This is a genomic window from Pseudomonas sp. AF32, assembly GCF_022342325.2.
GTDB lineage: Bacteria > Pseudomonadota > Gammaproteobacteria > Pseudomonadales > Pseudomonadaceae > Aquipseudomonas > Aquipseudomonas uvaldensis.
Window position 1 is genome coordinate 76306 of sequence record NZ_RQJK02000022.1, and the last position, 24859, is coordinate 101164.

At 59.4% G+C, this 24859-nt stretch carries 21 protein-coding genes; 9 read left to right on the plus strand and 12 right to left on the minus strand.

Going from position 1 to position 24859, the window contains the following annotated elements:
• Positions 1-91: 91 nt before the first annotated feature.
• The 6 genes from EGM97_RS20160 to EGM97_RS20185 form a co-directional block, all read right to left on the minus strand.
• Positions 92-733, minus strand: coding sequence for a TetR/AcrR family transcriptional regulator (locus EGM97_RS20160; protein WP_238964385.1), 642 nt, complete (start codon positions 731-733; stop codon positions 92-94).
• A complete protein-coding gene (locus EGM97_RS20165) occupies positions 720-1571 on the minus strand; it encodes a 3-hydroxybutyryl-CoA dehydrogenase (protein WP_238964386.1) in 852 nt (283 codons plus the stop codon). The genes EGM97_RS20160 and EGM97_RS20165 overlap by 14 nt, the downstream gene beginning before the upstream one ends.
• Positions 1561-2157 (minus strand): NADPH-dependent FMN reductase, encoded by a 597-nt coding sequence (locus EGM97_RS20170; RefSeq protein WP_238964387.1) that lies wholly within the window; start codon positions 2155-2157, stop codon positions 1561-1563. Before EGM97_RS20170 ends, EGM97_RS20165 begins: the two co-directional genes overlap by 11 nt.
• Positions 2158-2193: 36 nt before the next feature.
• A complete protein-coding gene (locus tag EGM97_RS20175; protein ID WP_238964388.1) occupies positions 2194-2745 on the minus strand; it encodes a cupin domain-containing protein in 552 nt (183 codons plus the stop codon).
• A gap of 59 nt (positions 2746-2804) precedes the next feature.
• Positions 2805-3920 carry an alcohol dehydrogenase catalytic domain-containing protein gene (locus EGM97_RS20180; protein WP_238964389.1) on the minus strand — a complete coding sequence of 372 codons (1116 nt, stop codon included), beginning with the start codon at positions 3918-3920 and terminating at the stop codon, positions 2805-2807.
• Positions 3921-3990: 70 nt separating this feature from the next.
• Positions 3991-4572, minus strand: a complete 582-nt coding sequence (locus EGM97_RS20185) for an amino acid synthesis family protein (RefSeq protein ID WP_238964390.1) — start codon at positions 4570-4572, stop codon at positions 3991-3993.
• Positions 4573-4697: 125 nt separating this feature from the next.
• On the opposite strand from EGM97_RS20185, the gene EGM97_RS20190 reads away from it, so the two are divergent.
• From EGM97_RS20190 to EGM97_RS20200, 3 genes are all read left to right on the plus strand, one after another.
• On the plus strand, positions 4698-5549 hold the full coding sequence (locus EGM97_RS20190) for a fumarylacetoacetate hydrolase family protein (RefSeq protein ID WP_238964391.1): 852 nt from the start codon (positions 4698-4700) through the stop codon (positions 5547-5549).
• 40 nt (positions 5550-5589) lie between these two features.
• Positions 5590-6150 (plus strand): VOC family protein, encoded by a 561-nt coding sequence (locus tag EGM97_RS20195; protein ID WP_238964392.1) that lies wholly within the window; start codon positions 5590-5592, stop codon positions 6148-6150.
• A gap of 91 nt (positions 6151-6241) precedes the next feature.
• Entirely contained in the window at positions 6242-7888 is a 1647-nt protein-coding gene (locus EGM97_RS20200; protein ID WP_238964393.1) for a bifunctional 3-(3-hydroxy-phenyl)propionate/3-hydroxycinnamic acid hydroxylase, read from the plus strand.
• 78 nt (positions 7889-7966) lie between these two features.
• Here the strand turns inward: EGM97_RS20200 and EGM97_RS20205 are convergent, their stop codons facing one another.
• The gene (locus tag EGM97_RS20205; RefSeq protein ID WP_238964394.1) at positions 7967-8788 is read right to left on the minus strand and encodes a GntR family transcriptional regulator; all 822 of its coding nucleotides are present in this window, start codon (positions 8786-8788) and stop codon (positions 7967-7969) included.
• 216 nt (positions 8789-9004) lie between these two features.
• On the opposite strand from EGM97_RS20205, the gene EGM97_RS20210 reads away from it, so the two are divergent.
• The 4 genes from EGM97_RS20210 to EGM97_RS20225 all read left to right on the plus strand — a co-directional run bounded on the left by EGM97_RS20210 (position 9005) and on the right by EGM97_RS20225 (position 15614).
• Positions 9005-10657, plus strand: a complete 1653-nt coding sequence (locus EGM97_RS20210) for a DUF1302 domain-containing protein (protein WP_238964395.1) — start codon at positions 9005-9007, stop codon at positions 10655-10657.
• Between the two features lie 24 nt (positions 10658-10681).
• Positions 10682-12031, plus strand: a complete 1350-nt coding sequence (locus tag EGM97_RS20215; protein ID WP_238964396.1) for a DUF1329 domain-containing protein — start codon at positions 10682-10684, stop codon at positions 12029-12031.
• A gap of 89 nt (positions 12032-12120) precedes the next feature.
• A complete protein-coding gene (locus EGM97_RS20220; protein WP_238964397.1) occupies positions 12121-13215 on the plus strand; it encodes a WD40/YVTN/BNR-like repeat-containing protein in 1095 nt (364 codons plus the stop codon).
• The gene (locus EGM97_RS20225; protein ID WP_238964398.1) at positions 13212-15614 is read left to right on the plus strand and encodes an efflux RND transporter permease subunit; all 2403 of its coding nucleotides are present in this window, start codon (positions 13212-13214) and stop codon (positions 15612-15614) included. Before EGM97_RS20220 ends, EGM97_RS20225 begins: the two co-directional genes overlap by 4 nt.
• Before the next feature lie 7 nt (positions 15615-15621).
• Here the strand turns inward: EGM97_RS20225 and EGM97_RS20230 are convergent, their stop codons facing one another.
• Positions 15622-16449, minus strand: coding sequence for an EamA family transporter (locus tag EGM97_RS20230; RefSeq protein ID WP_238964399.1), 828 nt, complete (start codon positions 16447-16449; stop codon positions 15622-15624).
• A gap of 157 nt (positions 16450-16606) precedes the next feature.
• Entirely contained in the window at positions 16607-17239 is a 633-nt protein-coding gene (yfcF, locus tag EGM97_RS20235; RefSeq protein ID WP_238964400.1) for a glutathione transferase, read from the minus strand.
• 437 nt (positions 17240-17676) lie between these two features.
• Between yfcF and EGM97_RS20240 the strand changes: the two genes are divergently transcribed.
• Entirely contained in the window at positions 17677-19470 is a 1794-nt protein-coding gene (locus tag EGM97_RS20240) for a hypothetical protein (RefSeq protein ID WP_238964401.1), read from the plus strand.
• Between the two features lie 97 nt (positions 19471-19567).
• Here EGM97_RS20240 and gcvA read toward each other — a convergent pair whose 3' ends face one another.
• On the minus strand, positions 19568-20500 hold the full coding sequence (gene gcvA / locus EGM97_RS20245; protein WP_238964402.1) for a transcriptional regulator GcvA: 933 nt from the start codon (positions 20498-20500) through the stop codon (positions 19568-19570).
• Positions 20501-20775: 275 nt separating this feature from the next.
• On the opposite strand from gcvA, the gene EGM97_RS20250 reads away from it, so the two are divergent.
• A complete protein-coding gene (locus EGM97_RS20250) occupies positions 20776-21789 on the plus strand; it encodes a GlxA family transcriptional regulator (RefSeq protein WP_238964403.1) in 1014 nt (337 codons plus the stop codon).
• Positions 21790-21859: 70 nt separating this feature from the next.
• Here the strand turns inward: EGM97_RS20250 and EGM97_RS20255 are convergent, their stop codons facing one another.
• Positions 21860-23713, minus strand: a complete 1854-nt coding sequence (locus tag EGM97_RS20255; RefSeq protein ID WP_238964404.1) for an ABC transporter ATP-binding protein — start codon at positions 23711-23713, stop codon at positions 21860-21862.
• A 184-nt stretch (positions 23714-23897) separates the two neighbouring features.
• Entirely contained in the window at positions 23898-24767 is an 870-nt protein-coding gene (locus tag EGM97_RS20260) for a helix-turn-helix domain-containing protein (RefSeq protein ID WP_477788841.1), read from the minus strand.
• Positions 24768-24859 lie beyond the last annotated feature (92 nt).

Here is a 24859-nt window from a genome sequence, read left to right on the forward strand (position 1 = left end):
TCATTCCAGGTGGGGAGGGTTGATGGTACGAGAAGGGGGCGGGTCAACCAAGGCGACGCTTGCAATCGAAGCTGGATGGCAAGATCCGGAATCAGGACGACCATAACATGCCGGTAGCTGCTTGGGTCGTGAACACCCCTTGTTCGTCTGCGCCCGGCACCAATAACCGCTCGATGACACCCCCCATCATGTTCTCCATAAGATGATCGCGCTCTTGCTCATCCAATGAGTATTGCGCGAGCCAGCTGGGCGCGCCGTTGAGCAAAGTGGCGATGGTGTGACCGACGGCCATCCGACACGATTCACTGAATCGAAGTCGTACGCCTAGCATCGACAGCAACTTGTGTTCGTACTCCTCGCGCAGTTGCCGAACCCGCTCCTGTTGCGCTTCATTCAGGCATCCGCTATCACGTTCCACCAGACGAAAATGCCAAGGCATTTCCTGGTGCAGATTGAGGTGCCCGCGGATCAAGTGGTTGAGTCTGTCGCGTTTCACTGGGGCTGTTTGCTCGATGCGTCCCAGTACGGTCAGCAGCTCTTCATAAAACTCCTCGATAAGGTCGAGCAACAGATGCTGCTTGCTTGGGTAATGGTGATACAACGAGCCCGGGGCGAGCCCCAGGCAGGTCGCGAGCTCACGCATTCCGACCTGACCAAAACCCTTGCTGGCAAAGAGTTCCAGTACCTTGTCCCGGTATTCGGCAAAGCGTGAGCAACGCTCAGGCATAGGCATGGAAGCCGCGCCCCGTCTTACGCCCCAGGTATCCGGCGGCGACCATCTCCTTGAGCAGCGGAGCAGGGCGGTATTTGCTGTCGTTGAAACCGTCGTAGAAGGCTTCAAGGATCGCCAGCACGGTGTCCAGGCCAATCAAGTCCGCCAATGCCAGGGGACCGATCGGTTGGTTGCAGCCCAGGCGCATGCCGACGTCGATGTCGTCGGCGCTGGCCAGGCCTTCCTGCAACACCAGGATTGCCTCATTGATCATCGGTATAAGAATCCGGTTGACCACGAAGCCCGGGCGGTTACCGGCGGTTATTGCGGTTTTGCCAAGCCTGGTCGCCATGTCCAGCGCCAGGGCGTGGGTGGCATCGCTGGTTTGCAGGCCACGAATCACTTCGATCAGCCCCATGATGGGGACGGGGTTGAAAAAGTGCAGGCCAATGAAGCGCCCAGGCTGGCGGACGCTGGCGGCGAGTTGGGTGATGGACAGTGACGAAGTGTTCGAGGCAACTACGCAGTCGGCGCTGACTTGCGCCGCAATCTGTTGCAGCAAGCGTAATTTCAGGTCGAGGTTTTCGGTGGCGGCTTCGATCACCATTTGCACGTTGTGCAGGCGGTTGTAATCGGTACTGGTGCGAATTTTGTCGAGGGCCGCAAGCTTTTGCTTGTGCGTCAGCGTGTTCTTGGCGACCTGCCGATCGAGGTTTTTATCGACGGTCGCGATTGCGTTCTGCAGGGCGCTTTCGCTGATGTCGATCAACGTCACGTTGAGGCCGGCCAAGGCGCAGACTTGGGCAATGCCGGTGCCCATGGTGCCGGCGCCGATGACGCCAATGTTCTCAAGAAGCATGCGGATGTCCTTGTGTCTGAACGAACCGAGAGGCCATGAGATTGATTTCAGCGATCAGATGGCCGACGGCTGCCAGCATGAACTCGATCGTTGTCTCGTCGGTGAACCGGCCATCCCGGATTTTTTGATTGACACCGGGTATGACGACCTGAGGACTGCAAATAACGCTGGAAAGAGTCGCGGACAGCGTTTCACGAAGTTGCGACTGCGCGCGTACTCCGCCGAGTACGCCGGGTGACGAGGTCATGATCAGCACCGGTTTATGCTTCAGCGGTGAGTCGAACCCGGGGCGCGAAGCCCAATCCAGTGCATTCTTCAGGACGCCAGAGGTGCCGTAGTTGTATTCAGGCGAGCAGATGATCAAGCCATCGGCTTCTGATATCGCCTCTTTCAGCGCCACCACGGGTGCGGGCAACGCCTCCGCTTCCAGGTCGCTGTTGTATAGAGGGATATCATTCAGGGCGAAGAGGCTCAGATGTGCCTGATCGCCCAATCGAGTACCCAGGGTCCTGAGAATCGCGGTATTGGTAGACTGGGAACGCAGGCTGCCTGAAATGCCAAGCAGACGATGAGCGACGGTGGCCATAGGGCTCCTTGAACCGCAGTGATAAAGAGTTGAACACTACACAGCCTGTTTCCCTGGACGTGATGTGCCGATCATCACGAAAAGTGCCCGGGCTATCCGTTCGCTTTTGTTCCGCCAGGCGTGTCGCGTGCCGTTCTGTATGACGACCTCGCCTGCCTTCACCAGACGGCTCTCACCGTTATCCAGTTCCAGCCACATCTCACCTTCCAGGATGATTCCGTAATCGATGGTGGGGGTGGTATGCATGCCCGGATTATCCGCTTCGAAGCTTTCGAACAAACCAGGCAGTGCGGCGCCCAGTTCCTCATAAGCCCGGACGCCATCGACGGGGTTCTGCATGACGGTGTCAGGTGGAAAATCGTACAGCGCGATACTGGTGCCTCCCTGGGGTGGAATCAGTGATGCGTAATCCAGCGTGGGGTCGCGCTGCTGCTGATGGAGGGCCGGGTTGGCAGGCGTGGTCCACAGATGTGCCATGGCGTGCCCCGGGATCGACGCAAAGGACTGCGCCCTGGGGGCATAGTCGTCCGAGACGAATATCGAATGGCCCTGTTCGTCGTGGCCGGTCACGATTCTTCTTATCTTCATTCTGGATGACCCAAAGAGGCAGCGAGGGAGGGGGGAGCCGATCCGCTCGCTGCGTGTTATCAAGGACAGATGACGTAGTTGCTGAACCCGCCGTGGCGGTTTTCGATACCGGTGATCGCGTCGTTGACGTCTTCCAGGCTGAAGGCCGTGTTCTCGAAGAACGAGAGATCCAGCGCCCCCGATTCAACCATGTCAGCCATGTCCTGGCCTTGCCCTGTCGTGAACCATGCCGATCCGCTGATCTGGATATCGTTGTCCATGATCCAGTGGAGGTCGATGGGAACATCGCCGGCGATGGCGCCAACGTTGACCAGGTGGCCGCCGCGGTTGAGGGATTTGAGCGCTTGGGTCAGGGTCTCGTGCGGTGCACCGGGGCCCAGGGCATCGATGACGATGTCGACACCCTCGCCACGGGTGACTTCATCGACCCACTGGTTGGTCGGGAGAGTACCGAGGGTGTGGATTTCGATCCGGCCCGGGGCTGCAAGGTCTTTCACTTTCTGGAACAGCTCCTGGTTTCGGGCGGTGCCAAGTATCTTACGAACGCCCATGGCCAGCGCCAGGGCTACGGCGCCCAAGCCGAGGGTGCCGCTGATTCCGTTGATCAGCACGGTGCTGCCGGGACCTGCATTGGCCTTGATCAATGCCTTATACGCAGTGCCCAGATAGCCCAGGCGAGCGGCAGTCTCGAAGCTGATGTTGTCGGGCAGTTTGACCAGACTGTATTGCGGGGCGGGGATGTATTCGCACAGGCCGCCGTAAGGGTAGTCTTCGAACATGCGTGGGCTTTTGGCGGTGAACCCGAAATAACCGTTGAACGTATAGGCGGTGCAGGCAATGGTGTTGCCCGCACGGCAAGCCCGGCATGAGCCGCAGTGCCGACCCGGGTTCACATAGACCCGGTCACCGACCTTGAAGTCGTAGACCTGAGTGCCGACGGCTTCGACGACCCCGGCAGGGTCAAGTCCGAAAATGGCAGGCAACTTGGGCAATGGGCTTTGTGGGAACCATTTGACCCAGTTGGTCAGAATGTTGTGAAGGTTCGGGACGATCCCGCACGCCTTGACTTTGACCAGTACCTCGGTCGGGCGAATCCCGGGTACGGGCACTTGCTCGATGACCATGGGTTTACCGCCTTCATACAGACGTGCGGCCCGCATAGTTTTTGTAGTCATGATCTTCTCCGACACACATATTGTTTTTGTAGTGGTACGTAACCTTGGAGCATGCTTTGAATAACGGGCCCTAACGCAGCCCGTCTTCGCCTTTCACGTCAGCCGCCGCCAGCCCGCCCAGCCGTGCATGAATCCGACCTCCGGTCGCCATCGCCAGGCCAAAGGCGATTTCGCCGCGACGGGGCCCGTCCCAAACGGTCATTTCAGCCACACCAAAGTGGCTGCGAACATAGGCCGCCTGGATATGTCCCAGCGGGATCATCACCCGGCAACCAGGGCCGCCGATGGTTTTCCCCGCCGGAACGATCGCCTTGGGATTGCCGAGTGCTTCACGCATTGCCCAGCCACCGGCTTCGTGCCAGACCGCACCGTGTTCCAGCTCACCGTCTTCACCGACGATGGCACCTTTGCCATAGGCTTGCACGTATTGGGCGCCGCCCAGTGAATCGATCAGCCGCTCGGACAGTTCCGCGCCCAAGCCCCTCAGCGCCTGCATGAACGGCAACAGGTCTTCTACATATCTGCCCGCGTAGGGGTTGGCAACCACGGCGGTGGCGACCGCAATCCTGAGTGGGACCGGGGAGAGAGGCCCGCCTTCGTGGAACACTTCTTCGATGTCCAGTTTTATCTTACGAACCATCACCAGCGACATGCCTGACCTCCAGAACCGTGAGCCTTACGCAGCTCGTTATTTTTTGAACCGGCCTTTTGCATTATGCATTTAATAATGTATGGTGCAAGAAATTAGTTTTTGTGCACAAAAATCAGGAGAAAAACATGAAGCTGATTTCATACCGTAGAGAAGGAAAGTCCCGGTTCGGTGCCTTGTCAGGCGATGGGGTTGTTGAGCTGACTTGTCGTTTTGCCCAGGTTCCGGACCTCGCCTCATTCCTGGCCAATCCGATATTGGTTCAGGAGGCACGCAAGGTCGTAGAGGCCACCAAGCCTGACTATCCCTTCTCGGGCATTCAGCTGGATGCCGTTATCCCTAATCCCGGCAAGGTGATCTGCGTAGGCATCAACTACGTCGCTCACGCCGAAGAGGCAGGCAGGAAGGTGGGGGAGTTCCCGGTGATTTTCCAGCGCTTTGCCGAAACCCTGCTGCCTCACGGAGAACCGCTGGTAAGGCCTCGGGTGTCGGAGCAATTCGATTTCGAAGCCGAGTTGGCCGTGGTGATCGGAAAGGGCGGCGCGCACATCGACCCCGCCAACGCCATGGATCATGTGGCGGGCTACACCTGTTTCAACGATGCCAGTGTTCGCGACTGGCAGTTCCATACGCACCAGTACGGCATGGGCAAGACCTTCAGAAAAACCGGTGCCCTGGGTCCATGGATCATTCCGGCTTCGGAAATTTCCGATTACCGTAAGCTGGTGGTGCGGGGCGTACTCAATGGCGAGCAATTGCAGGAAGGTAGCCTTTCAGAATTGGCATTCGACATTCCGCATCTGATTTCATACGTGTCGAAAGCGCTGCCATGGAACCCGGGGGACATTCTGGCGACCGGCACGCCGAGCGGGATCGGCTTCAAGAGAAACCCACCGATTTTCCTGAAGCCCGGTGATGTATTCGAAGTGGTCATCACCGAAATCGGGACGCTGTCGAACGGCGTCATTGACGAAGCTTGAGCGTTGCCCTCTACACAATCATAAAAACCGGAGGTTCCAGATGCCCGCGTTACCGACTATCAACTTCACCCATGCTGGCGTGTTTTGCGAAGACCTTGATTACATGGTCGATTTCTATTGCCGAAAACTGGGCTTCGTCGTCAGCGACAAAGGGGTGGCCTCCACGGGGCACCGTCTGTTTTTCATGACGCAGAATCCTGAACTGCACCATCAGATCGTGCTGTTCGACGGTAAGCCGGCCGACCTGCCGTTCAACCCGATCAATCAATTGTCGTTTCTGCTCGATTCGCTGGACGACCTCAAGGCCTATTACCGATTTGCCAGGAACAGTGGCATTGCCGGGATCGGACAGGTGGATCATGGCAATGCCTGGTCGATCTACTTCAAGGATCCGGAAGGCAACCCGATCGAAATGTATGTCGATTCGCCTTTCTACACGGCCCAGCCCTGCCGGGAGCCGCTGGATCTGGAGATGCCCGCCGAAGCCATCCTGGCGCAGACCGAAGCGATGTGCAGGCGTCGTCCGGGATTCCAGACACGTGCGCAATGGATGGAGTCCATTCGGGCGAGGATCGAGGAGCAGCGGGTTCGACTCGGCTGACGGTCATCGAAAGGTCCGGTTGATGGACGTGGATATACCCGCGCCATCAACCGACGGTCACGCTGGATAAAAACAAAAAGCGGAGTAGACGATGGACTACGATGTCATCATTGTTGGAATGGGGCCGGTGGGCGCCCTGTGCGCAAATCTGGCCGGTATGTGGGGACTGAATGCGCTCGTCGTGGACAAGTCCGAAACGGTGTACGTCAATCCTCGGGCCATGGGTTTTGACCATGAAGTGATGCGTGTCTTCGGCAATATTGGCCTGGCCAATGACATCGCCGAGCATGTCATGCCGTATCGTCCTTCGGAGTACCGAACCACCGGTTCGGCACTGATCAAGCGCATCGATGCCGCCCAGCCGCCCTTTCAACTGGGGTGGGCGCCTAACTATGTGTTCTCGCAACCGCCGGTCGAGCGTGCACTGCGCGGCAAAATTGCCGATTTGAAGTCTGTAACCGTTGAGCTTGGTTCGGAAGTGTTGTCGGTTGATTCCCGCGATTCCCAGGCGCAGGTGCGCATCCAGGCCAAAGACGGGATCGAGCGCACCGTCACGGCGGACTACGTGCTCGCCTGCGATGGCGGCACGAGCCCGATCCGTACGCGCCTGGGGCTGAAAATGGAAGACCTCGCGTTCGACGAGCCTTGGCTGGTGGTCGACGTGATCCTCAATGAAGGCGCGGGCGAGCATCTGCCAAAAAACAACGTGCAGTTTTGCGAGCTGGCAAGGCCGTGCACCTTTGTCGTCGGCCCAGGTCGACATCGCCGCTGGGAATTCATGATCAATCCTGATGAACAGCCTTCGGAAATCTCACAGCCCGACGCGATCAAGAAACTGATCGCCCGTTGGTTGCCCGAGGGTGACTACCAGCTATGGCGGGCTTCTGCGTATCGATTCCACGCCCTGATCCTGGAGCAGTGGAAGGCCGGCCGAGTGTTCTTTCTCGGGGACGCGGCCCATATGACGCCGCCGTTCCTGGCACAAGGCATGTGTCAGGGGATCCGTGATGCGCTGAACCTGGTCTGGAAGCTTGCGCTGGTGAAAGGAGGGTTGGCAGCCCCTGAGTTTCTGAACACCTACCAGAGCGAGCGAATTCCCCATGTTCGACAGACTACAATGGCGGCCAAGGAATTTGGCCGGGTGATCTGTGAGCGCGATAGCGAGAAAGCCGCGATTCGGGATGCGCGATTGATCCAGCAGATGACAGAGAACCCTGGAGGAATCATCAGGCAATCGCTGATTCCCGGTTTGACCCAGGGTTTTGTTGCCCACGTTGCGCCGGCGGGTGAGCTCTTTCCTCAGCCGATGGTGATCAACCATGCCGGTAAGCAGGCGCTGCTGGATGAGTTTACCGGTCAGTCCTTTCGCGTGGTCATAGCCCCCGGGTTCGATGCCAGCGCGTTGTTGAGATGCCTGCACAGCAGTCAATCGCTAAAAGGATTGCCTATCCGTGTCGTGCGGTTGGTCAGCGCTCAACAGCCTGGGGCTCGTACTGTCGACGATTATCAGGAAGTCGATGGCGTGTTGGCGCAATGGCTGGAACGCCGAGGCTGCAATGTCGTTATCGTTCGGCCGGATCACTATGTATACGGCGGGGCAGTCACGGTGGCCTGGGCGATGGAACTGCTTGAGGGAATGGAGCTCGCGCTGTGGGGCAAGGAGCCTGAGCAGGCTGTGCAGGGCCATGGCGGCGCGTGTAACACGACGCAGGGGTGTGCGCAGGCGCTCATCCAGTAGGAAAAAAACAGCCCTTCGCTTCGCACTGTCCACGAAAGCAGTGCCGGGCGAAGGGCTTTTCCTGAACAGCCAGCGAGCTTATTGAAGCGTGGCCTGTTGGCGTTCAATTGCCTCGATGGTTCGACCAAGGGTGTCCTGGATGTGATTGCGCAAGAGCGTCACGGCTTTCTCGCAATCACGCGCCAGTGCAGTCTCCATCAGCTCCTGGTGTTCATTGCCCTTGTGCCTTGGAGTGATTCGCTGCCTGGCCGAAAAGCGTCGGTAGCGTTCGGCCCGGTCAAACAGGGAGTCGATCATCTTCAGCATCAACGGCGAAGGGCAGGCTGCAAACAACGCGAAGTGAAAGGCCTTGTGCCGGTTGGACCATTCATCGTCGAGTACAAGCTCACCGCTTCCCAGTTTCTTCTCGATCAGATTCAAGCGATGGAATGCACCCAGCACATCGGCTTCCCAGGCGTCATCGCCATACTGGATGGCATCGCCCAGCGCTTCGCATTCCAGCAGGCAGCGCATCCGGGTGATGTCTCGAAAATCCGTCGCGGTAATAGGCGCAACCCTGAATCCCTTGTTATCGCTGGCTTCGACAACGCCGTCCTGAGTCAGTCGATTCAGCGCTTCACGAATGGGGGAACTGCTGAGCCCATAGGTCCTGGATAGCTCCGCGACCTTGAGCTTTTCGCCGGGGGCCAGCTCACAGCAAACAATCGCTTTTTTCATCTTTGCCAATGCGACATCGATCAGTGGGCTGCCAGGGGGGAGGATCATGGTCGTAGTCATCCTGAAATTTTGCACCAGGCAGATTTTATGCGCAAAACTTAGTTTAGTGCAAAAAATGAGTGTTGCCTCTTGAGCAGCACGTCGCCTTCCCGCTCCATCCCCCCTCGCGCCAAACCCACCCATTTACCTCTCGAATCTGCTTGACATCGAATTTGCGCGGGAATATTTTTTGTGCACAAATTGGATATAAGTGCATCAAAATATTTTTTACGCACGATTTATTCAATGTAAGCGCGGGAGACGAAGGCGTTCAGAACGGTACGCAAAACACAGTGGTATTCGCAGCCGACGTTGCGAGTGGATGACCTTTTTACAAAAACAAAAAACAGGAACATCTCCATGAAAACAGCCAACCAGCGGCTCTGCCCGTTGCCGGTTTCCAGCCTCGCCTGCGCGGTCAGCGCAACGGTCCTGCTGGGCCTGTCGACCTCATCGCAAGCCTTCCAGATTGACACCGGTAATCCCGATCTTTCGGCGAGCTGGGACAATACGATCAAATACAGCAACGCCTGGCGTGTGAATAAGCTCGATCATAAGGTCGCCGCCGGGCCGGGCACGGCCAATGGCAATCCCAACCTGGACGATGGCGACCGCAATTTCGATCGCGGGCTGATTTCCAACCGGCTCGATCTGCTTTCCGAATTCGACATCAAGTACAAAGACGTTGGTGCTCGTCTCAGTGCGGCGTCCTGGTACGACAATGTCTACAGCCATGACAACGATAACGACTCCCCCGGCACCGCCAATTCCGTGAGTGTCGATCACGATGAGTTCACCAGCGACACCCGTCGTATCCACGGCCAGCACACTGAAATCCTCGATGCCTTTGTCTACGGTTCGAAGGACATCGGCACCACCACGCTGTCCGGGCGCCTGGGGCAGTTCACCCAGATTTACGGTGAAAGCCTTTTCTTCGGCGCCAATGGCATCGCCAATGCGCAGTCCACCGTCGATCTGGTGAAGCTCCAGTCGGTGCCCGGTTCCCAGTTCAAAGAGATTTTGATGCCGACCAAACAGGTCTCGGGTAACTGGCAACTGAGCGACACGGTCAGTGTCGGTGCCTACTACCAGTTCGAGTGGAACAAGACTCGTCTTCCCGCAGCAGGCAGCTACTTCAGTGGCGCCGACTTCGTGGGTGAAGGCGGGGAGCGGGTGTTCTTTCCGACCGGTGAACTGCACCACGGCAAGGACAAGGATGCCAGGGACTCCGGGCAGTTCGGCGCACAACTGAAGTTCGCCGTCGAGGATTGGGAGTTCGGCCTGTACGCGGCGAAATATCACGAAAAGACCCCGGTGTTCTACTTCCGCCCAGCCGCGCTGGTCCCCGGTGCGGATGACTCGTTCATCAACGTTTACCCCGAGGACGTCAAGGTCTTCGGTGCGAGTTTCAGCACCCAGGTCGGCGAAGCCAACATTGCCGGTGAAACCTCGATCAGGCTTGATACGCCACTCGCGGGCGTCGGCGGAACGATCATTACCGGCATGGATTCGGACAACGACTCGAACGCGGCATACCCCATTGGTCGGTCGTGGCATGCCCAGGTGTCGATGGTCAATGTCTACGGCGGATCAGCGCTGTGGGACGGTGCTTCGCTCGTCGGTGAGCTGGCGTTCAACCGCCGGCTGAGTGTGACCAAAAATGCCGACCAGCTGGACCCCAACACCACGCGTGATGCGTTCGCACTGCGCTTCACGTTCGAGCCGCAGTACTTCCAGGTCTTCCCTGGTGTCGACATCCAAGCCCCGATCACCGTGGGCTACAACCCTTCCGGACGCTCTTCGGTCACGCCCCAGGCATTCGGTCCGGAGCACGGCGGGGACCTGACGCTGGGTCTCAAGGCCGATTACAAGAAGCAGTGGTATGCCTCGCTGACCTACACCAATTTCTTTGGCGAGGCCGGGCCGGTCATCAACTCCGCCAACTCATTCACCTACCAGCAAAACATGAAAGACCGGGATTTCGTGGCGTTTTCCATCCAGCGAACCTTTTAAGCAAAGAACAGGCGGGCCCTGATAATGACAAGAATCAAACTGCTGCTTTCCACCCTGTCGATTTCGATCTGTGCCGGTACGGCATTCGCGGCGGTGAGCCCTGATGAGGCGGCGAAGCTCAATACGACCTTGACGCCTCTGGGCGCCGAAAAAGCCGGCAACGCCGAGGGTTCCATTCCCGCCTGGACCGGTGGGTTGACCAAGGAAGTAGCCGGGGCGAAATCTGGCGATATGCCGGTCGATCCGTTCCCGGGCGAGAAGCCGGTACTGCAGATCACCGCGAAGAACGCGGCGCAGTACTCGGATAAATTGAGCGAAGGCACAAAAGCCTTGCTGGCGAAATACCCCGATACCTTCCATCTCGATGTGTACCCGACCCATCGCACCGCTGCGGCGCCGGACAGCGTTTATCAGAACACATTTGCCAACGCCACTCGATGCAAGACCACCAGTAATGGCCTGTCGGTCGAGGGCTGCTACGGTGGTATCCCGTTCCCGATTCCGAAAACCGGCAATGAGGTCATCTGGAATTTCCTGCTGCGGGTCGAGGCCGAATCCATTCAGATGGGCTATGCCAACATCATCGGCAATGCCGACGGAACCCGGACGCTGGCCAGCCGTGGCGTCGAGAACTGGCAGTACCCGTATTACTTCAAGGACGGCGCCGTGGACAAGTGGTCGGGGCAGTATGCGCTGCTACGGTTCCTGACCAATGAACCTCCCTTCAAGGCCGGTGAGTCGCTGGTGACGCATGACAGCATCAACGCCCAGGAGCCACGGGAAGCGTGGCAATACCTGGTCGGCCAGCGGCGTGTGCGGCGTGCGCCTACCGTGGGTTATGACACTCCGGACTTCGTTGCCTCGGGCGCCAACTACTTCGATGAGGTGCATGGTTTCATCGGTCATCCCGATCGCTACGACTGGAAGCTGGTCGGCAAAAAAGAGATGTATATCCCTTACAACACCAACAAGTTCAACGCCGAGAAACGTGACGATGCCTTTATGGCAAATCACCTCAATTCGGACAAGGTGCGCTGGGAGCTGCATCGCGTTTGGGAGTTGGAGGCGATTGTCGCCGCGGGTAAGCGCCACGCCGTTCCCAAACGCAGGTTCTTCATCGATGAAGACAGCTGGACCGTCTCCCTGGTCGACGGCTACGACGCCGAGGGCAAACTGTGGCGCGTGTCCCAGGTGCTGCCATTCGTGGTTCCTTCCATTCCGGCGGTGGTGGTGAAACCGGTGGTGATCTACAACCTGCAAGCCAAGACGTACAGCGTAGTGCAAAGCCTCAATGGCGAAACGTATAGCGTTGTTCCGCGCAAGCCCGAAAACTTCTTTACCGGTAACGCGGTAGCGTCCGGGTCGGTGCGCTGAGCCTCGCGACAGCCCGTTCACACTTGTGTTCCAGGGCCGCGACGTCACTGACATCGCGGCCGCAGAAACCGCACCATCGAGGCTCGCCAATGCGTACTCAAACACCCAGGCTTGTACACAGATATCCGCTCAAGGCGCTGCTACTGAGCGTCTCGATCATGACGGCGCTCCCCGGCACGGCGGCGGCACAACCCGAGGGATTGCCGATGACGCCTGCGATCACCAGCGCCCTGGCCGCCCAGTCGGTCATGTTGAGTGTGGCGCGGGCAGGGCAACGGCTGGTGGCCGTTGGCGAAAGAGGGTTCATCGTTGTCTCTGACGACAACGGCGCTACCTGGAGGCAAGTCGCTTCCCCGGTCAGCATGACACTGGTCAAGGTTCGCTTCATTGATGAGCGCCAAGGCTGGGCAGTCGGGCATGCCGGAGCAGTCTTGCACAGCCAGGATGGCGGCCTGAGCTGGAGCAAACAACTGGATGGCGTCCAGGCGGCCGGGATCGAATTGCAGCAAGCCAGTCGCGAGTCGCAGGAACAACAAGCCCAAGCACAGCAATTGGTCGATGACGGCCCCGACAAACCGCTTCTGGATGTGCTGTTTCTGGACGCCAGGAACGGCTGGGTGGTGGGCGCCTATGGCCTGGCGTTCGTCACCCATGATGGCGGGCTCAGCTGGCAATCGATCCGTTCCCGTCTCGATAACCCGAACGGATTGCATCTCTACAGCATCGAGCGAGTGGGGGCGGATCTGTTCGTCGCCGGGGAGCAGGGGACGCTGTTGCGGTCCAGTGACGAGGGGCAGACGTTCGAGGCGCTGGCGTCGCCTTATGAGGGCACCATCTTCGGGCTTCAAGCGACCGGTGGCAGGTCCGTCGTGGCATTCGGGCTGCGTGGCAAAGCCTTCGAGTCCCGGGATCGCGGCGCTACCTGGCAAACACTCGACACATTGCAACCCGTCACATTGACCAGTGGCCTGCGGCTTGACGATGGCTCGGTACTCCTCGCGGATGAGTCGGGCCGAGTGCTGCGCTTCGCCGACGGTGCCACCCGGGCCACGGCCTTGCAGATACCCAATACCAGCTACTTCACAGGCATGGCGCAAGCCGCGAACGGTGATCTGATCATCAGCAGCACGCGCGGCATGCTGTCGTCCGCGGTGACAGTCGAATCGCCGGAGCATGACCAATGAACAGCTTTACTCGTTCTGCCGAACATCACGCCGTCCCTGAACAGGAGGTATTCGATCCGGCCTCCGGCACGCCGGTTGAACGGCTGTTGTTCAATCACCGCGGTATCGTTCTGGGGATCTGCGTGCTGCTGAGCCTGATGCTCGGCTATCAGGCACTGGGTTTGAAGCTCAATGCCGCCTTCGAGAAGATGATCCCGACCGATCATCCGTATGTGCAGAACTACTTGAAAAATCGTGGCCAGTTGGGGGAGGGCGGCAACACCCTGCGGATTGCGATCGAGGCCCGGCACGGCAGCATTTTTGATGCCGCGTACCTTGAAACGGTCAAGAAAATCAACGATGAGGTGTTTCTGCTACCCGGCGTTGATCGGTCTTACATGAAATCCCTGTGGACCCCGGCAACCCGCTGGATCGGTGTCACGGAAGAGGGGTTCGACGGCGGACCAGTGATCCCTGACGATTACGACGGCTCTGCCGCAAGCCTGGACCAGGTGCGGCAGAACGTCGAGCGCTCGGGTGAGGTGGGTCGGCTTGTCGCTTCCAATTTCAAGTCCAGCATCGTGCTGTTGCCGCTTCAGGAAAGCACCTCCGATGACGGACAGCCGCTTGACTACAACGCACTCTCCAACCGGTTGGAGGAGATTCGTGCGAAGTACGAAACCGACAACATCAAGATCCACATCACCGGCTTCGCCAAAGTCGTCGGCGATCTGATTGACGGCATGCGCCAGATGCAGCTGTTCTTCGCCGCGACGCTTGTGATCTGTGGCATCGTGTTGTTCTGGTACACCCGTTGCGTACGCAGCACGTTGCTGGTGCTGTTGTGCTCGATCATCGCCGTTGTCTGGTTGCTGGGATTGCTGCCCACCCTGGGCTTTGATCTGGATCCGTATTCGATCCTGGTGCCGTTCCTGGTGTTTGCCATCGGGCTGAGCCATGGCGCGCAAAAAATGAACGGCATCATGCAGGACATCGGGCGCGGAGCCGACAAATGGGTGGCGGCACGCTTCACCTTCCGCCGGCTGTTCCTGACCGGCCTGATGGCGTTGGTGGCCGACGCCGTGGGTTTCGCCGTGCTGATGATCATCCGGATTCCGGTGATCCAGGATCTTGCGGTCACCGCGACGATAGGCGTGCTGGCGCTGATCTTCACCAACCTGATCTTGTTGCCGATACTGTTGTCATACACCGGTGTCAGCAAGGCAGCGGCGCTGCGTGAAGCCGCCAATGACAAATTTTCGAGGCTGGAGGCTCATCACAGCCGGCATCCGTTCTGGGCGTTCCTGGATCGGTTCACTGAACGTAAATGGGCGAGCGGCGCAATCATCGTCGCCTTGCTCCTCGCAGCGGTGGGGTTTGCCGTCAGCTTGCAGGTGAAGATAGGCGATCTGAACCCCGGTGCGCCGGAACTGCGTCCCGAGTCGCGCTATAACAGCGATAACCGCTTCATGGTCAGCAACTTTTCCGCCAGCAGCGACAAGTATGTGGTGATGGTGAAAACACCCCAGTACTACTGTGCCAACTACCAGACACTGGTGTCGGTCGATGCGCTGGAAGCGCAGCTCCAACAGCTGCCGGGCGTGGTGTCCACGACCTCACTGGCGGCACTGAGCAAGCAGGCCGCGGCCGGCATGAACGAAGGCAGCATGACCTGGTATGAGATACCGCGTAACCAGGGCCTGCTGAACGCGATCATCACCCGCGCGCCGCGAGAGCTGTTCAACCAGAACTGCGACCTGCTGACGGTGTATGTCTACCTCAAGGACCACAAGGCTGACACGCTCACAAGTGTGGTCCAGACCGTCGAACAGTTCGCGGCGGTCCACAATACCGATCAGATCCAATTCCTGAACGCGGCGGGCAACGCGGGTATCGAGGCGGCCACCAATATCGTTGTGAAGCGTTCGAACGTGCAGATGCTGCTGATGGTGTATGCCGCCGTCATCGCGCTGTGCTTCATCACCTTCAGGTCGTGGCGAGCGGTGGTGTGCACGGTGCTGCCATTGATGCTGACTTCGATCTTGTGCGAAGCCTTGATGGTGGGCCTGAACATCGGCGTCAAGGTGGCAACCCTGCCGGTGATTGCATTGGGTGTGGGTATCGGGGTTGATTACGCGTTGTACATCCTCAGCGTGACACTCACGAACCTGCGCAACGGCTCCAGCTTGTCCAATGCCTACTATCTTGCGCTTCTTTCCACAGGCAAAGTCGTCGTGATGACGGGGATCACATTGGGCGTCGCGGTGGCGACCTGGGTACTGTCACCCATCAAGTTCCAGGCTGACATGGGCATTCTGCTGGGCTTCATGTTCATCTGGAACATGGTCGGCGCATTGGTACTCGTTCCGGCGCTAGGGCACTTCCTGCTCAAGCCCAGGACGTTGGTGGCGAAGGTGTGAGGCCGTGTCAGCCAATCAAGAGAGTGCCACTGACAATCACCGCGCACGCCAGTACCCGGCGGGCAGTGAGTGTCTCGCCGAGGAACAGGTAGCCAATCAACGCGGCAAACAGCACGCTGGTTTCGCGCAGCGCCGACACCGCGCCCAGGGGCGCTTCGTTCATGGCGTAGATGACGATTCCATAAGCCAGCAAGGAAACCAGCCCGCCGGCCAAAGCGGTAAACATTCCGGGCCGGATGGAGAACAGGCTGCGGGCATCGCGCACGCCGATGTACACCAAAGGCATCAGGACGCCCCACAAGGCGCACATCCACACGGTGTAGGCCAGCGGCGCGCCGGAGAGCCGGGTGCCGATGCCGTCGGTGACGCTGTAGGCCGCGATGAAGCAGCCTGTTCCCAGCGCATAGGGCAGGCTGGGAACCGACAGTTCGCGTCCACTGAAGGCCAGCGAAATGATTGCGCCCGACACCAGCGCGATCCCCAGCAACGTGCTGGGGGCGATGTGTTCTCCGGCAAAGATCGCGGCGCCCAGGGTGATCAAGACGGGTGACGAGCCACGGGCAATCGGATAGGTCTGCCCCAGGTCGCCGAGCCGGTAACTGCGCACCAGAAACAGGTTGTAGCCGACATGCAGCACCGCCGACAGCATCGCATAGCCCCAGCTGGCGGGCGCTGGCGGGACCATGAACGCCGCCGCGACAGTGCAGGCGATGGCGACCGCGATGCACATCATCGTCATTGACCAGAGCCGGTCGGCGCCGCCACGCAGCAGCGCATTCCAACCGGCGTGGAGGAGTGCGGCGAAAAGGATCAGCAAAGTGATATGGATAGGCATGCGCCGATGTTAAGCAATCCGGAGCCCGGACGATAGAGAAGTCTCTTCATCCTTTCATGAATAGACGCTCATGCATCATCGATGCTGATGGGAGAGGGCGCCAGGGCGCTCATGGCCCTGGCGTCGTCGGCCGTCGTGCCTTGTTGCAGCGTGTCTTCTATAGCGCAGGACGTTGCAGCTTGACCCATTCCTGCACCGTGGGTCGTTGCCATTGGCGCTGTGCGTATTCCACCAGCGCGCCGGGCACGGAGTCACCGTTGAGTATCAATCGGTTGAGCATCAACGCCAGATCAACGTCGGCAATCGACCATTGGCCGAACAGGTACTCCGGGCTGTCGGCCAGCAGCGCTTGTGCGGCACTCACCAGCTTGCGCGCTGCCGACTCGGCCGTTGGCGACAAAGGCGCCGATTTGATCCCGTAGAACACCACCAGTGTCGAGCGCTCCTGTCGGATTGGCAGCAGGTCACTGCGCAACCATGCCTGTACCTGTCGTGCCTTCGCCCGTTGGAATCGATCCTGCGGGTAAACCGGCGTCGATGGAAAGGCCTCTTCCAGGTACTCGGTGATCGCCGACGATTCGGACAAGGCGAAGTCGCCATGCACCAGGGTCGGCACACGCTGGGTCAGCGAAAGGCTCGCATAGTTCTCGGCCAGGTTTTCGGACGTATCGAGGTCTATAGGGCTCATTTCAAAGTCGATGCCCTTTTCACGAAGTGCCACGAAAACTGACATGGCATAGGGGCTGCTGAACTGGGCGTCAACGTACAGGCGCAGGCGGGACTGGGTCACGGGGGCATCTCCTTATGTGGGAAGGGCTCACGCTACGAGTTCGCACGTTATAAATACAATTCAGGTTTTTCATGGGGGTATTCCTGGCCGGAATAGCGCTCAGGCTGCATTGCTCTTACGCCTGAAAAAACTGCGACTACACTCGGTTTTGCTGGCCCGGAAGGATCGACGGCTGCCACAGGTTTTCGTTGGGTCCTTTGAAAACTTTCTTCAAGACAAGGAGCCGTCATGACTTCCCCTGACTCTCTTGCGATTGCACAACCCATGAGTCTCAATCCGGCTGCCAGCGCATCTGCGAGCGAATGACACTGCTGGATTTGCACCCGGGCCTTCGTTGAAAAGTTTCCATATGAGCTTGCGCCAACCGGCGCATTTCCCGGTCGTCGTGCAAGTCCACGGCGACTATTGCTGTCCACACTGCGCGTAGGAGAACTGTCGTGAATACACTGCAAGCCTTTCTTACCGATTCGAAAGCGCTTCCGCTTTTGTCGTCAGCAACGCCCCTCGTCCAATGGCAGGATGTCAGTACCAGCGCATTGGCGCAGTACGCGCCGTCCGACGCCTCATTACCCATGGGGCAGTATGCGGTCGCCACTGTGATGAACTGGGCACCGGGGCAGGGTTTTGCCGGCGCGGTCCCGACATGGGAAGTGGGCGATGGTACCTGGGGCGTCATCGGCTTCCTGCCGCATCCTGGATTGCAAGTGATGCAGATTCCACTGAGCGATCTGGCCGGCTATGACTTGACCGACCCACGGAGTTGCGGACAAGGCGTCATGCACTGGGCGCAGCTTGAGGAAAACGGTTCCAATCAGCTCGCGATCCCGATGTACGTCACCGATGGCGAGACGTTCAATGCGCTGGTGTTCACCCCGAGCTACCCGACCCTGACGTTCTACGATGCGCCGAACACCCAGCTGTATTTTTCACTCCAACAACCGGCCAAGCTGATCAATCTGATGGATCCGGCAGTCTGGGCCAATGCCGTCATGCGAGTGGCCAACAACCTGGGCTTCGCGGCCGGCTGGCCGACCTGGGAATACACCACAAACCGTGGCCTGATCGGTATCCCGGCCTATGACCTCGGTGCGGTGCCCGACGCGAGCGCCGAGAACGTCACCACCGTGCTCAAGTTGCTGCACCGCACGTTCTTGTCGCTGCAAACCTGCGAGAGCGTCTCCTCATCGCTGTCCACCGGGGTCTTCGTCGATTTTACCGCCCCGGCGATTGCCGATCCGACGTTGCAGATTCTTACCGATTGCCTGTTCGGTGCCGTGCAGGTTTGCCTCAATGCCATTCCGGGTGTCGGCGGGCCGCTGGCGGCACTCGTCTCATCGGGGGTGCAGGTGGCCCTCGACGCGACCAAGAGCAGCGGCGGTACATTCTCGCTCGAGCAATACCAGACCCTGCTCGTCGCCGCGTCCAATGCCACGATCAACTACGTCACCCAGTTGCACGACAAGTTGCAACAGGCAACCGGAGACGATCTGCAGACGCTTTGGCAATCCACCTATGACGATCCCCTCTCGGGACGCAGCGTTACCCTAGGGCTGCTCGCCAATACCCCGGCAGAGGTCGTCAACGGTGACAGCTATTGGGCGCAACTGTCGCAACAGCTGGAAGCGAGCTATCTGGACAACCTGAAGGTCCAGATCACCGCGCAGTTGTACGGCATCGCGTCGCGCACTTACCAGAATCGGCCGGCGGACAAGCAGTGGTGGTACGGCACCGTTGCGTCGGTGACCGCACCCGGCGGTGATTGCTCGAAGTACATTGCCAGCAGCGATAGCGATCTGTCGGTCTGGTACAACGATGCGCAACAGGTGGACGATTACGTCACGCTCAATGAGTGGTGGATGCAGTCGCTCGCCAGCAGCAGTCCCGAGTATCCACCGCCTTCTTTGGTGTACAACCTGTTCTCCAACGACGGCTTTGGCGTGACGACCGGCTGGCTGGGGACGTTCACCAAGGAGCAGCTCTATACACAGTTCTTCCTGCAACAGACCCAGGTCGGCGTGATCGGGCCCCAGACGTGGGTGTACAACCAGTCGGATGCGATTGTCAGTGCCTCGATGATTGACCTGAAGAAAGGCTATGCGCTCGCCGGTTCTACGGACACCCACGGTCAGGTGCAGGTGTATTCATCCCAAATAGTCAGCGAGATGAACTCAACGTGCGGGTTCTCGCAGCCGGTGATTACCAACGAGTTGGCGCCGATTTTATCGTCTTGAGCTTCATCGCAGAGGTTGACAGTCCCCGGACCCGGCGGCGGACGGGGGCTGTATTGCGCTGGGGTGAACCCGCTTCCAACGGCTGCCCGGAGTCTCCTCATCCTTCCATGAGCAGCCCTTCATGCATCCCATAAATCTTTTGAACCTTCAGTGCCTCGCCGATCAACCACTGGCGAAAGCTGACGATATGCGGCTGCGATTCGATGCCCTTTGGACAGACGAAATAGTAGGCAAGGGGGGACGGGAATGGCACGTCGAACAACCGCACCAGCCGGCCATCGCTGATTTCGGCTTCAACATGCCCACTGCGTACCAGGGCTACGCCCTGGCCAAGCAGGGCCGCCTCGACGGTCATGTTGGTGTCCCCGAACCTGACACTTTCCTTGAGCGGCAGAAACTCCAGCCCGACCTTTTCAAACCAGACCTCCCATTTCGGCACCAGCTCGGCGCCGTCTCGGGTCAGCAATGGGTAATGCAGCAGATCGGCGGGGCTGTGCGGCGTCCCGAATCGCTGCAACAGCTCGGGACTTGCCACCGGAAATACCTGCTCGCCGAACAGGAACTCTGAATACAGGCCTGGGTAACGGCCCTTGCCGAGCCGGATCGCGACGTCGGCCTGGGCTTCGGAGAAGTGGATGATCCTGTCCGTGGTGTCCAGTGAGACCAGCAGCTCGGGGTGCTGGCGGGAGAGACTCGGCAGGCGTGGCAGCAGCCATTTCAGGGCGAAGGAGTACGTGGTGCTGACTTCGAGCCGGACCCTGCCTTTCTGCTCGCGAAGATCGGCCAGGGTGGCTTCGAGGCTCATGAAGAATTCCCTCACGATGGGCGCCAGCGTCGCCCCCGCTGCCGTGAGGCCGAGCGACTTGCCACGTTCGAACAGCCGCAACCCCCATAGCTCTTCGAGATGCCTGAGCTGGTGGCTGACCGCGCTTTGAGTCACATGCAGCTCATTGGCTGCCGAGGTAAAGGTCGTGTGCCGGGTGGCGACTTCGAAGGCTCGCAATGTAGCGGTCGGTGGCAGATCTCTCATGCTGCTTTCCCAATTCGGCGGTGACGCCGATTGATAACATTTTGTTATGCATTGATCGACGTAAAGATTTCTTTTCGATGCGCAAGGCCAAGACGTAATCTTGGCCCAAGCCGCAAGCACCACTCGGCATAACCAGAATAATGCCTCAAGGACTTACGACTGCCATATTCGCGTGGGCGGCTGGGCTGAAATCATCGGGCACAACACCATTTTCGTCGACGAGAAGATCCGCGTGCCCACGGTTTCCAGTTGGCTTGAGCGAGGCGAGGCAGTCAGTGATCACACGGCGTCAGTTCAGCGGGGTAATGCAAGGGAAAAACCTTCGCTTCCTGCCGGAAGAAAGGGCAACACCCGCACGAGAAACCCGCGCAGGCTTTCTGTTGCTCGAGCATTTTTCGTTACCGGCGTTCACGCAGTTCCTGGACACCCTCGTGACCGCGAATCTGCTGCGGCCTGGCCTGTTCTCGACCACCACATTCGGCCTGGACAGCGCCGAGGTCGTCAGTGATCTCGGGCTGGTGATTCGTCCCGATGCGGTACTGGCTCGGGAAACGCTGCGGGGGCTGGATCTGTTGGTGATCTGCGGCGGTTATCGGACCGAGCTGAAGGCCGATGATGGCCTGATCGCTTTGCTGCAAGGCGCGTCCGGGCTCGGCATCAGCCTGGCGGGGTTATGGAATGGTTCGTGGTTCCTCGGCGTCGCCGGTTTGCTCGAGGGCTACCGATGCGCCATTCATCCGGAGCACCGACCGGCGCTCGCGGAACTTGCCAAGGCGACTCAGGTGACCAGTGACGCCCTGGTCATCGACAAGGATCGGCTCACCGCGTCGAGTCCGGCGGGCGCTTTTCAGATGGCGTTGAGCTGGGTAGGCGGACTGCATGGCAAGGCGCTGGTGGATGGCATCGAAGACATCCTGTCATTCGAAGAATCGCGGTACAGGCGTATCAAAGCTTCCCCACTGGTTTGCGTGAGCCCGCCCTTGCGCGAAGTCATTTCGCTCATGGAGGCGAACCTGGAGGAACCGTTGGCGATGCCTGAACTGGCCCGTTATGCCGGGCGCTCCCGCCGTCAACTGGAGCGATTGTTCAAGGAGCAGCTGGGCACGCCCCCTCAACGTTATTACCTGGAACTGCGCATCACCGAAGCACGACGACTGCTCCAGTACACGGCGCTTTCGCAAACGGAGGTCCTGGTGGCCTGTGGGTTCGTCTCCCCCAGCCATTTCAGTAAGTGTTACACCTCGTATTTTGGCTATCGCCCGTCAATGGAAAGACGGCGGGTCAAGTGATTGGCCAAGTACCTTCACGAGCGGGCACAACCTGTGAGAGCAAGGCTTGCCCGCAATAGCGGTGGGATGGTCATTCCACCGCTTCAACCACTCCCCGATCCTCACCCAGGAATCCACCGCTCTGATGGTGCCACAACCGCGCATAAGTGCCGTTCTTCGCCAGCAGTTCAGCGTGGGTGCCTTGTTCGACAATGCGTCCCTCGTCCATGACAATCAGCCGGTCCATGGCGGCGATGGTTGACAGTCGATGGGCGATGGCAATGACTGTCTTGCCCTCCATCATTTCATCGAGGCTTTCCTGGATGGCGACTTCGACTTCCGAATCCAGCGCGCTGGTGGCCTCGTCCAGCAACAGGATCGGGGCATTCTTGAGCATCACCCGAGCGATAGCGATGCGTTGGCGTTGCCCGCCCGACAGCTTGATGCCGCGCTCACCCACCAGCGTGTCATAGCCCGAATGGCCTTGTCGGTCGCTCAGTTGACGGATGAAGCCATCGGCCTGGGCGTTGGCCGCTGCCCTGCGGATCTGTTCTTCGGTCGCATCCGGACGACCATAGGCGATGTTGTCGCGAATGGAGCGGTGCAGCAGCGAGGTGTCCTGGGTGACCATGCCGATAGCGCTGCGCAGACTGTCTTGGGTGACATGGGCGATGTTCTGGCCGTCGATGCGAATCTCACCGCTGTCCACATCGTAGAAGCGCAGCAGTAGATTGATCAGGGTCGATTTGCCGGCGCCGGAACGGCCCACCAGGCCGATCTTTTCCCCCGGACGGATATCCAGGCTCAGGCCATCGAGCACCTGGCGTTCACCGTTGTAGTTGAAGCGGACATTGTCGAAGGTCACCGCACCGCCAGTGGGCACCAGTACGCCGGCATCAGGCGCATCCACGACCTTGGGGCCGCGAGTCAATGTCGCCATGCCATCCTGTACGGTGCCGATGCTCTCGAACAACGAGGTCATCTGCCACATGATCCAGTGGGACATGCCGTTGATCCGCAGCGCCATGGCCGTGATCGCGGCCACGGCCCCGGTGCCGACTTCGCCCTGGTGCCACAACCACAGGGCATAGCCGCCGGCGCCGAGAATCAGCGCGACTACCAATGCCTGGTTGACGATTTCGAACTGGCTCACCAGGCGCATCTGGCGAAAGCCGGTGAGCTTGAAATCTTCCATGGCCGCACGGGCGAAATGCGCCTCGCGCTTGGAATGCGAAAACAGCTTCACCGTGGTGATGTTGGTGTAGGCGTCCGAAATGCGCCCGGTCATCGACGACCGCGCATGGGCCTGTTCCTGTCCGACTTGCCCCAGGCGTGGCACGAAGTACAGCATGGCCAGGCCGAACAACGCGACCCAGGCAATGAACGGCAGCATCAGTTTCAGGGCGAAACCGCCGGCCAGGGCGATGATCGCAATGAAGTACACGCCGATGCCGGGGGCGATTTCGATGACGGTGAACAGAACCTCACGCACGGCGAGGGCCGTCTGCATCACCTTGGTCGTCACCCGTCCGGAGAACTCGTCGGAAAAAAACGAAAGACTCTGGCGCAGCATCAGGCGATGGAAATCCCAGCGCAGCCGCAGCGGCAGATTGATCGCCAATACCTGGTGCTGAACCATGGTGCGCAGCGCCACCAACCCGATGCTGGCGAGCAACACGATGCCGATGCCCCACAGCACCCGGCTTTCCTGCCCCTGCGCGTCGCCGCCTGCTTGCCAGGTCGAGAGCAGGTCCACGACTTGCCCCAGAAAGGAAAACAACCAGGCCTCGTAGATCGACACCCCGGCACTGAGCAGCGCGAACACCAGGACATAGCCGCGGGCGCCTCGGGTGCAGGCCCAAAGGAACCGGACCAGGCCGACGGGGGGCGGGGGGACTTCATCGGGGGGGAAAGGGTCGAGTCTTCGTTCAAACACACGAAGCATTGGGGCCTCCGAAAGATTCTGAATAGAGAGGGATTTTGCCACTAACGGCAACATGAGGCGCGTGTTGTCGGTGAAGGCCACTGCTGAGCAGGGTGTAAGGCGCCACATCAGAAGCGAACTTCCAGCATAGTTAATTCCTGATAGATCCAGCATCAGCTCGTCTATGGAACCTCTGTAGCGCGGCTCATGCCTGGCGATAAGCGCTGGGCGTGACACCCACCTCGCGGCGAAAGACCTGCGAGAAGTGGCTTGGGCTGGAATAACCCACCTCAAGCCCGATATCGATGATGCTGCGGTCGGTTTCGAGCAGCAGATGTCGGGCGCGATTCATCCGCAGGCGAATGAAATACTGCGAAGGCGACCATCCCGTGGCGCGCTTGAACACCCGGCTGAAGTGGTACTCGCTCAACTCGGCGATCCGGGCCAGTTGCGCGAGGTTGAAGTCTTCGGACAGGCCCTCGTCCATGGCCGTCAGGACCCGACGCAGTTTGTAGGCTTGCAAGGCACTGCTGCGTCGGTTGCTGCCGTGCGGGTCGAGGTATCGACGGATCAGGTGCACGGCCAGCGCCTGGGCCAGGCTGTGAACGAACAGCGGGCTGGGCTGACGTTCCTCGGTGAGTTCGAGGCGCAACTGACCGAGGATGAAGTTCACCCGTTCATCCCGGGCACCGGAAATGTCCAGAAAGCTCACCGCGGCGCAGTGCTCGCCCAGCCTATCGCGGGCAGCCCGATCGATCAGCGGCAGACCGAGGTACAGGTGCATCACTTCGAACGTGTCGCATTCCAGTGTTTGCCAGCGCATTTCGTAAGGATCGCGGGTATTGGTGAGGAAGAAATCGCCTGCTTCCACGAGGGTGGATTCCCACGCGCCGCCGAGGGCGCGCTCTTCGACCCTGGCTCTACCCGTCAGGACCCATACCAGTAGCGGTTCCACCACGGCGGGCACCAGGATCGGCTCGACAATGCTGTGATGGCTGAACAGCTGGACGACCACATCCTGCAGGTGCGGCTGCGATGGCAACGCCTGCGGCGTTCCTGGCAGGTGCTGCGGCATGGTTTCGGCCACGATGCGCCGGTTATCGCTGGCGGCCAGGTCGTCATGGTCAGGTGGGGGCACGGCAGGCTCCATGGATGAAATTCAGGCCT

Coding starts and splice junctions, on each gene's coding strand:
- EGM97_RS20160 (WP_238964385.1), bottom strand. CDS start 733: ATGCCTATGCCTGAGCGTTGCTCACGCTTTGCCGAATACCGGGACAAG.
- EGM97_RS20165 (WP_238964386.1), bottom strand. CDS start 1,571: ATGCTTCTTGAGAACATTGGCGTCATCGGCGCCGGCACCATGGGCACC.
- EGM97_RS20170 (WP_238964387.1), bottom strand. CDS start 2,157: ATGGCCACCGTCGCTCATCGTCTGCTTGGCATTTCAGGCAGCCTGCGT.
- EGM97_RS20175 (WP_238964388.1), bottom strand. CDS start 2,745: ATGAAGATAAGAAGAATCGTGACCGGCCACGACGAACAGGGCCATTCG.
- EGM97_RS20180 (WP_238964389.1), bottom strand. CDS start 3,920: ATGACTACAAAAACTATGCGGGCCGCACGTCTGTATGAAGGCGGTAAA.
- EGM97_RS20185 (WP_238964390.1), bottom strand. CDS start 4,572: ATGTCGCTGGTGATGGTTCGTAAGATAAAACTGGACATCGAAGAAGTG.
- EGM97_RS20190 (WP_238964391.1), top strand. CDS start 4,698: ATGAAGCTGATTTCATACCGTAGAGAAGGAAAGTCCCGGTTCGGTGCC.
- EGM97_RS20195 (WP_238964392.1), top strand. CDS start 5,590: ATGCCCGCGTTACCGACTATCAACTTCACCCATGCTGGCGTGTTTTGC.
- EGM97_RS20200 (WP_238964393.1), top strand. CDS start 6,242: ATGGACTACGATGTCATCATTGTTGGAATGGGGCCGGTGGGCGCCCTG.
- EGM97_RS20205 (WP_238964394.1), bottom strand. CDS start 8,788: ATGGGTGGGTTTGGCGCGAGGGGGGATGGAGCGGGAAGGCGACGTGCT.
- EGM97_RS20210 (WP_238964395.1), top strand. CDS start 9,005: ATGAAAACAGCCAACCAGCGGCTCTGCCCGTTGCCGGTTTCCAGCCTC.
- EGM97_RS20215 (WP_238964396.1), top strand. CDS start 10,682: ATGACAAGAATCAAACTGCTGCTTTCCACCCTGTCGATTTCGATCTGT.
- EGM97_RS20220 (WP_238964397.1), top strand. CDS start 12,121: ATGCGTACTCAAACACCCAGGCTTGTACACAGATATCCGCTCAAGGCG.
- EGM97_RS20225 (WP_238964398.1), top strand. CDS start 13,212: ATGAACAGCTTTACTCGTTCTGCCGAACATCACGCCGTCCCTGAACAG.
- EGM97_RS20230 (WP_238964399.1), bottom strand. CDS start 16,449: ATGCCTATCCATATCACTTTGCTGATCCTTTTCGCCGCACTCCTCCAC.
- gcvA (WP_238964402.1), bottom strand. CDS start 20,500: ATGAGAGATCTGCCACCGACCGCTACATTGCGAGCCTTCGAAGTCGCC.
- EGM97_RS20255 (WP_238964404.1), bottom strand. CDS start 23,713: ATGCTTCGTGTGTTTGAACGAAGACTCGACCCTTTCCCCCCCGATGAA.
- EGM97_RS20260 (WP_477788841.1), bottom strand. CDS start 24,767: ATGCCGCAGCACCTGCCAGGAACGCCGCAGGCGTTGCCATCGCAGCCG.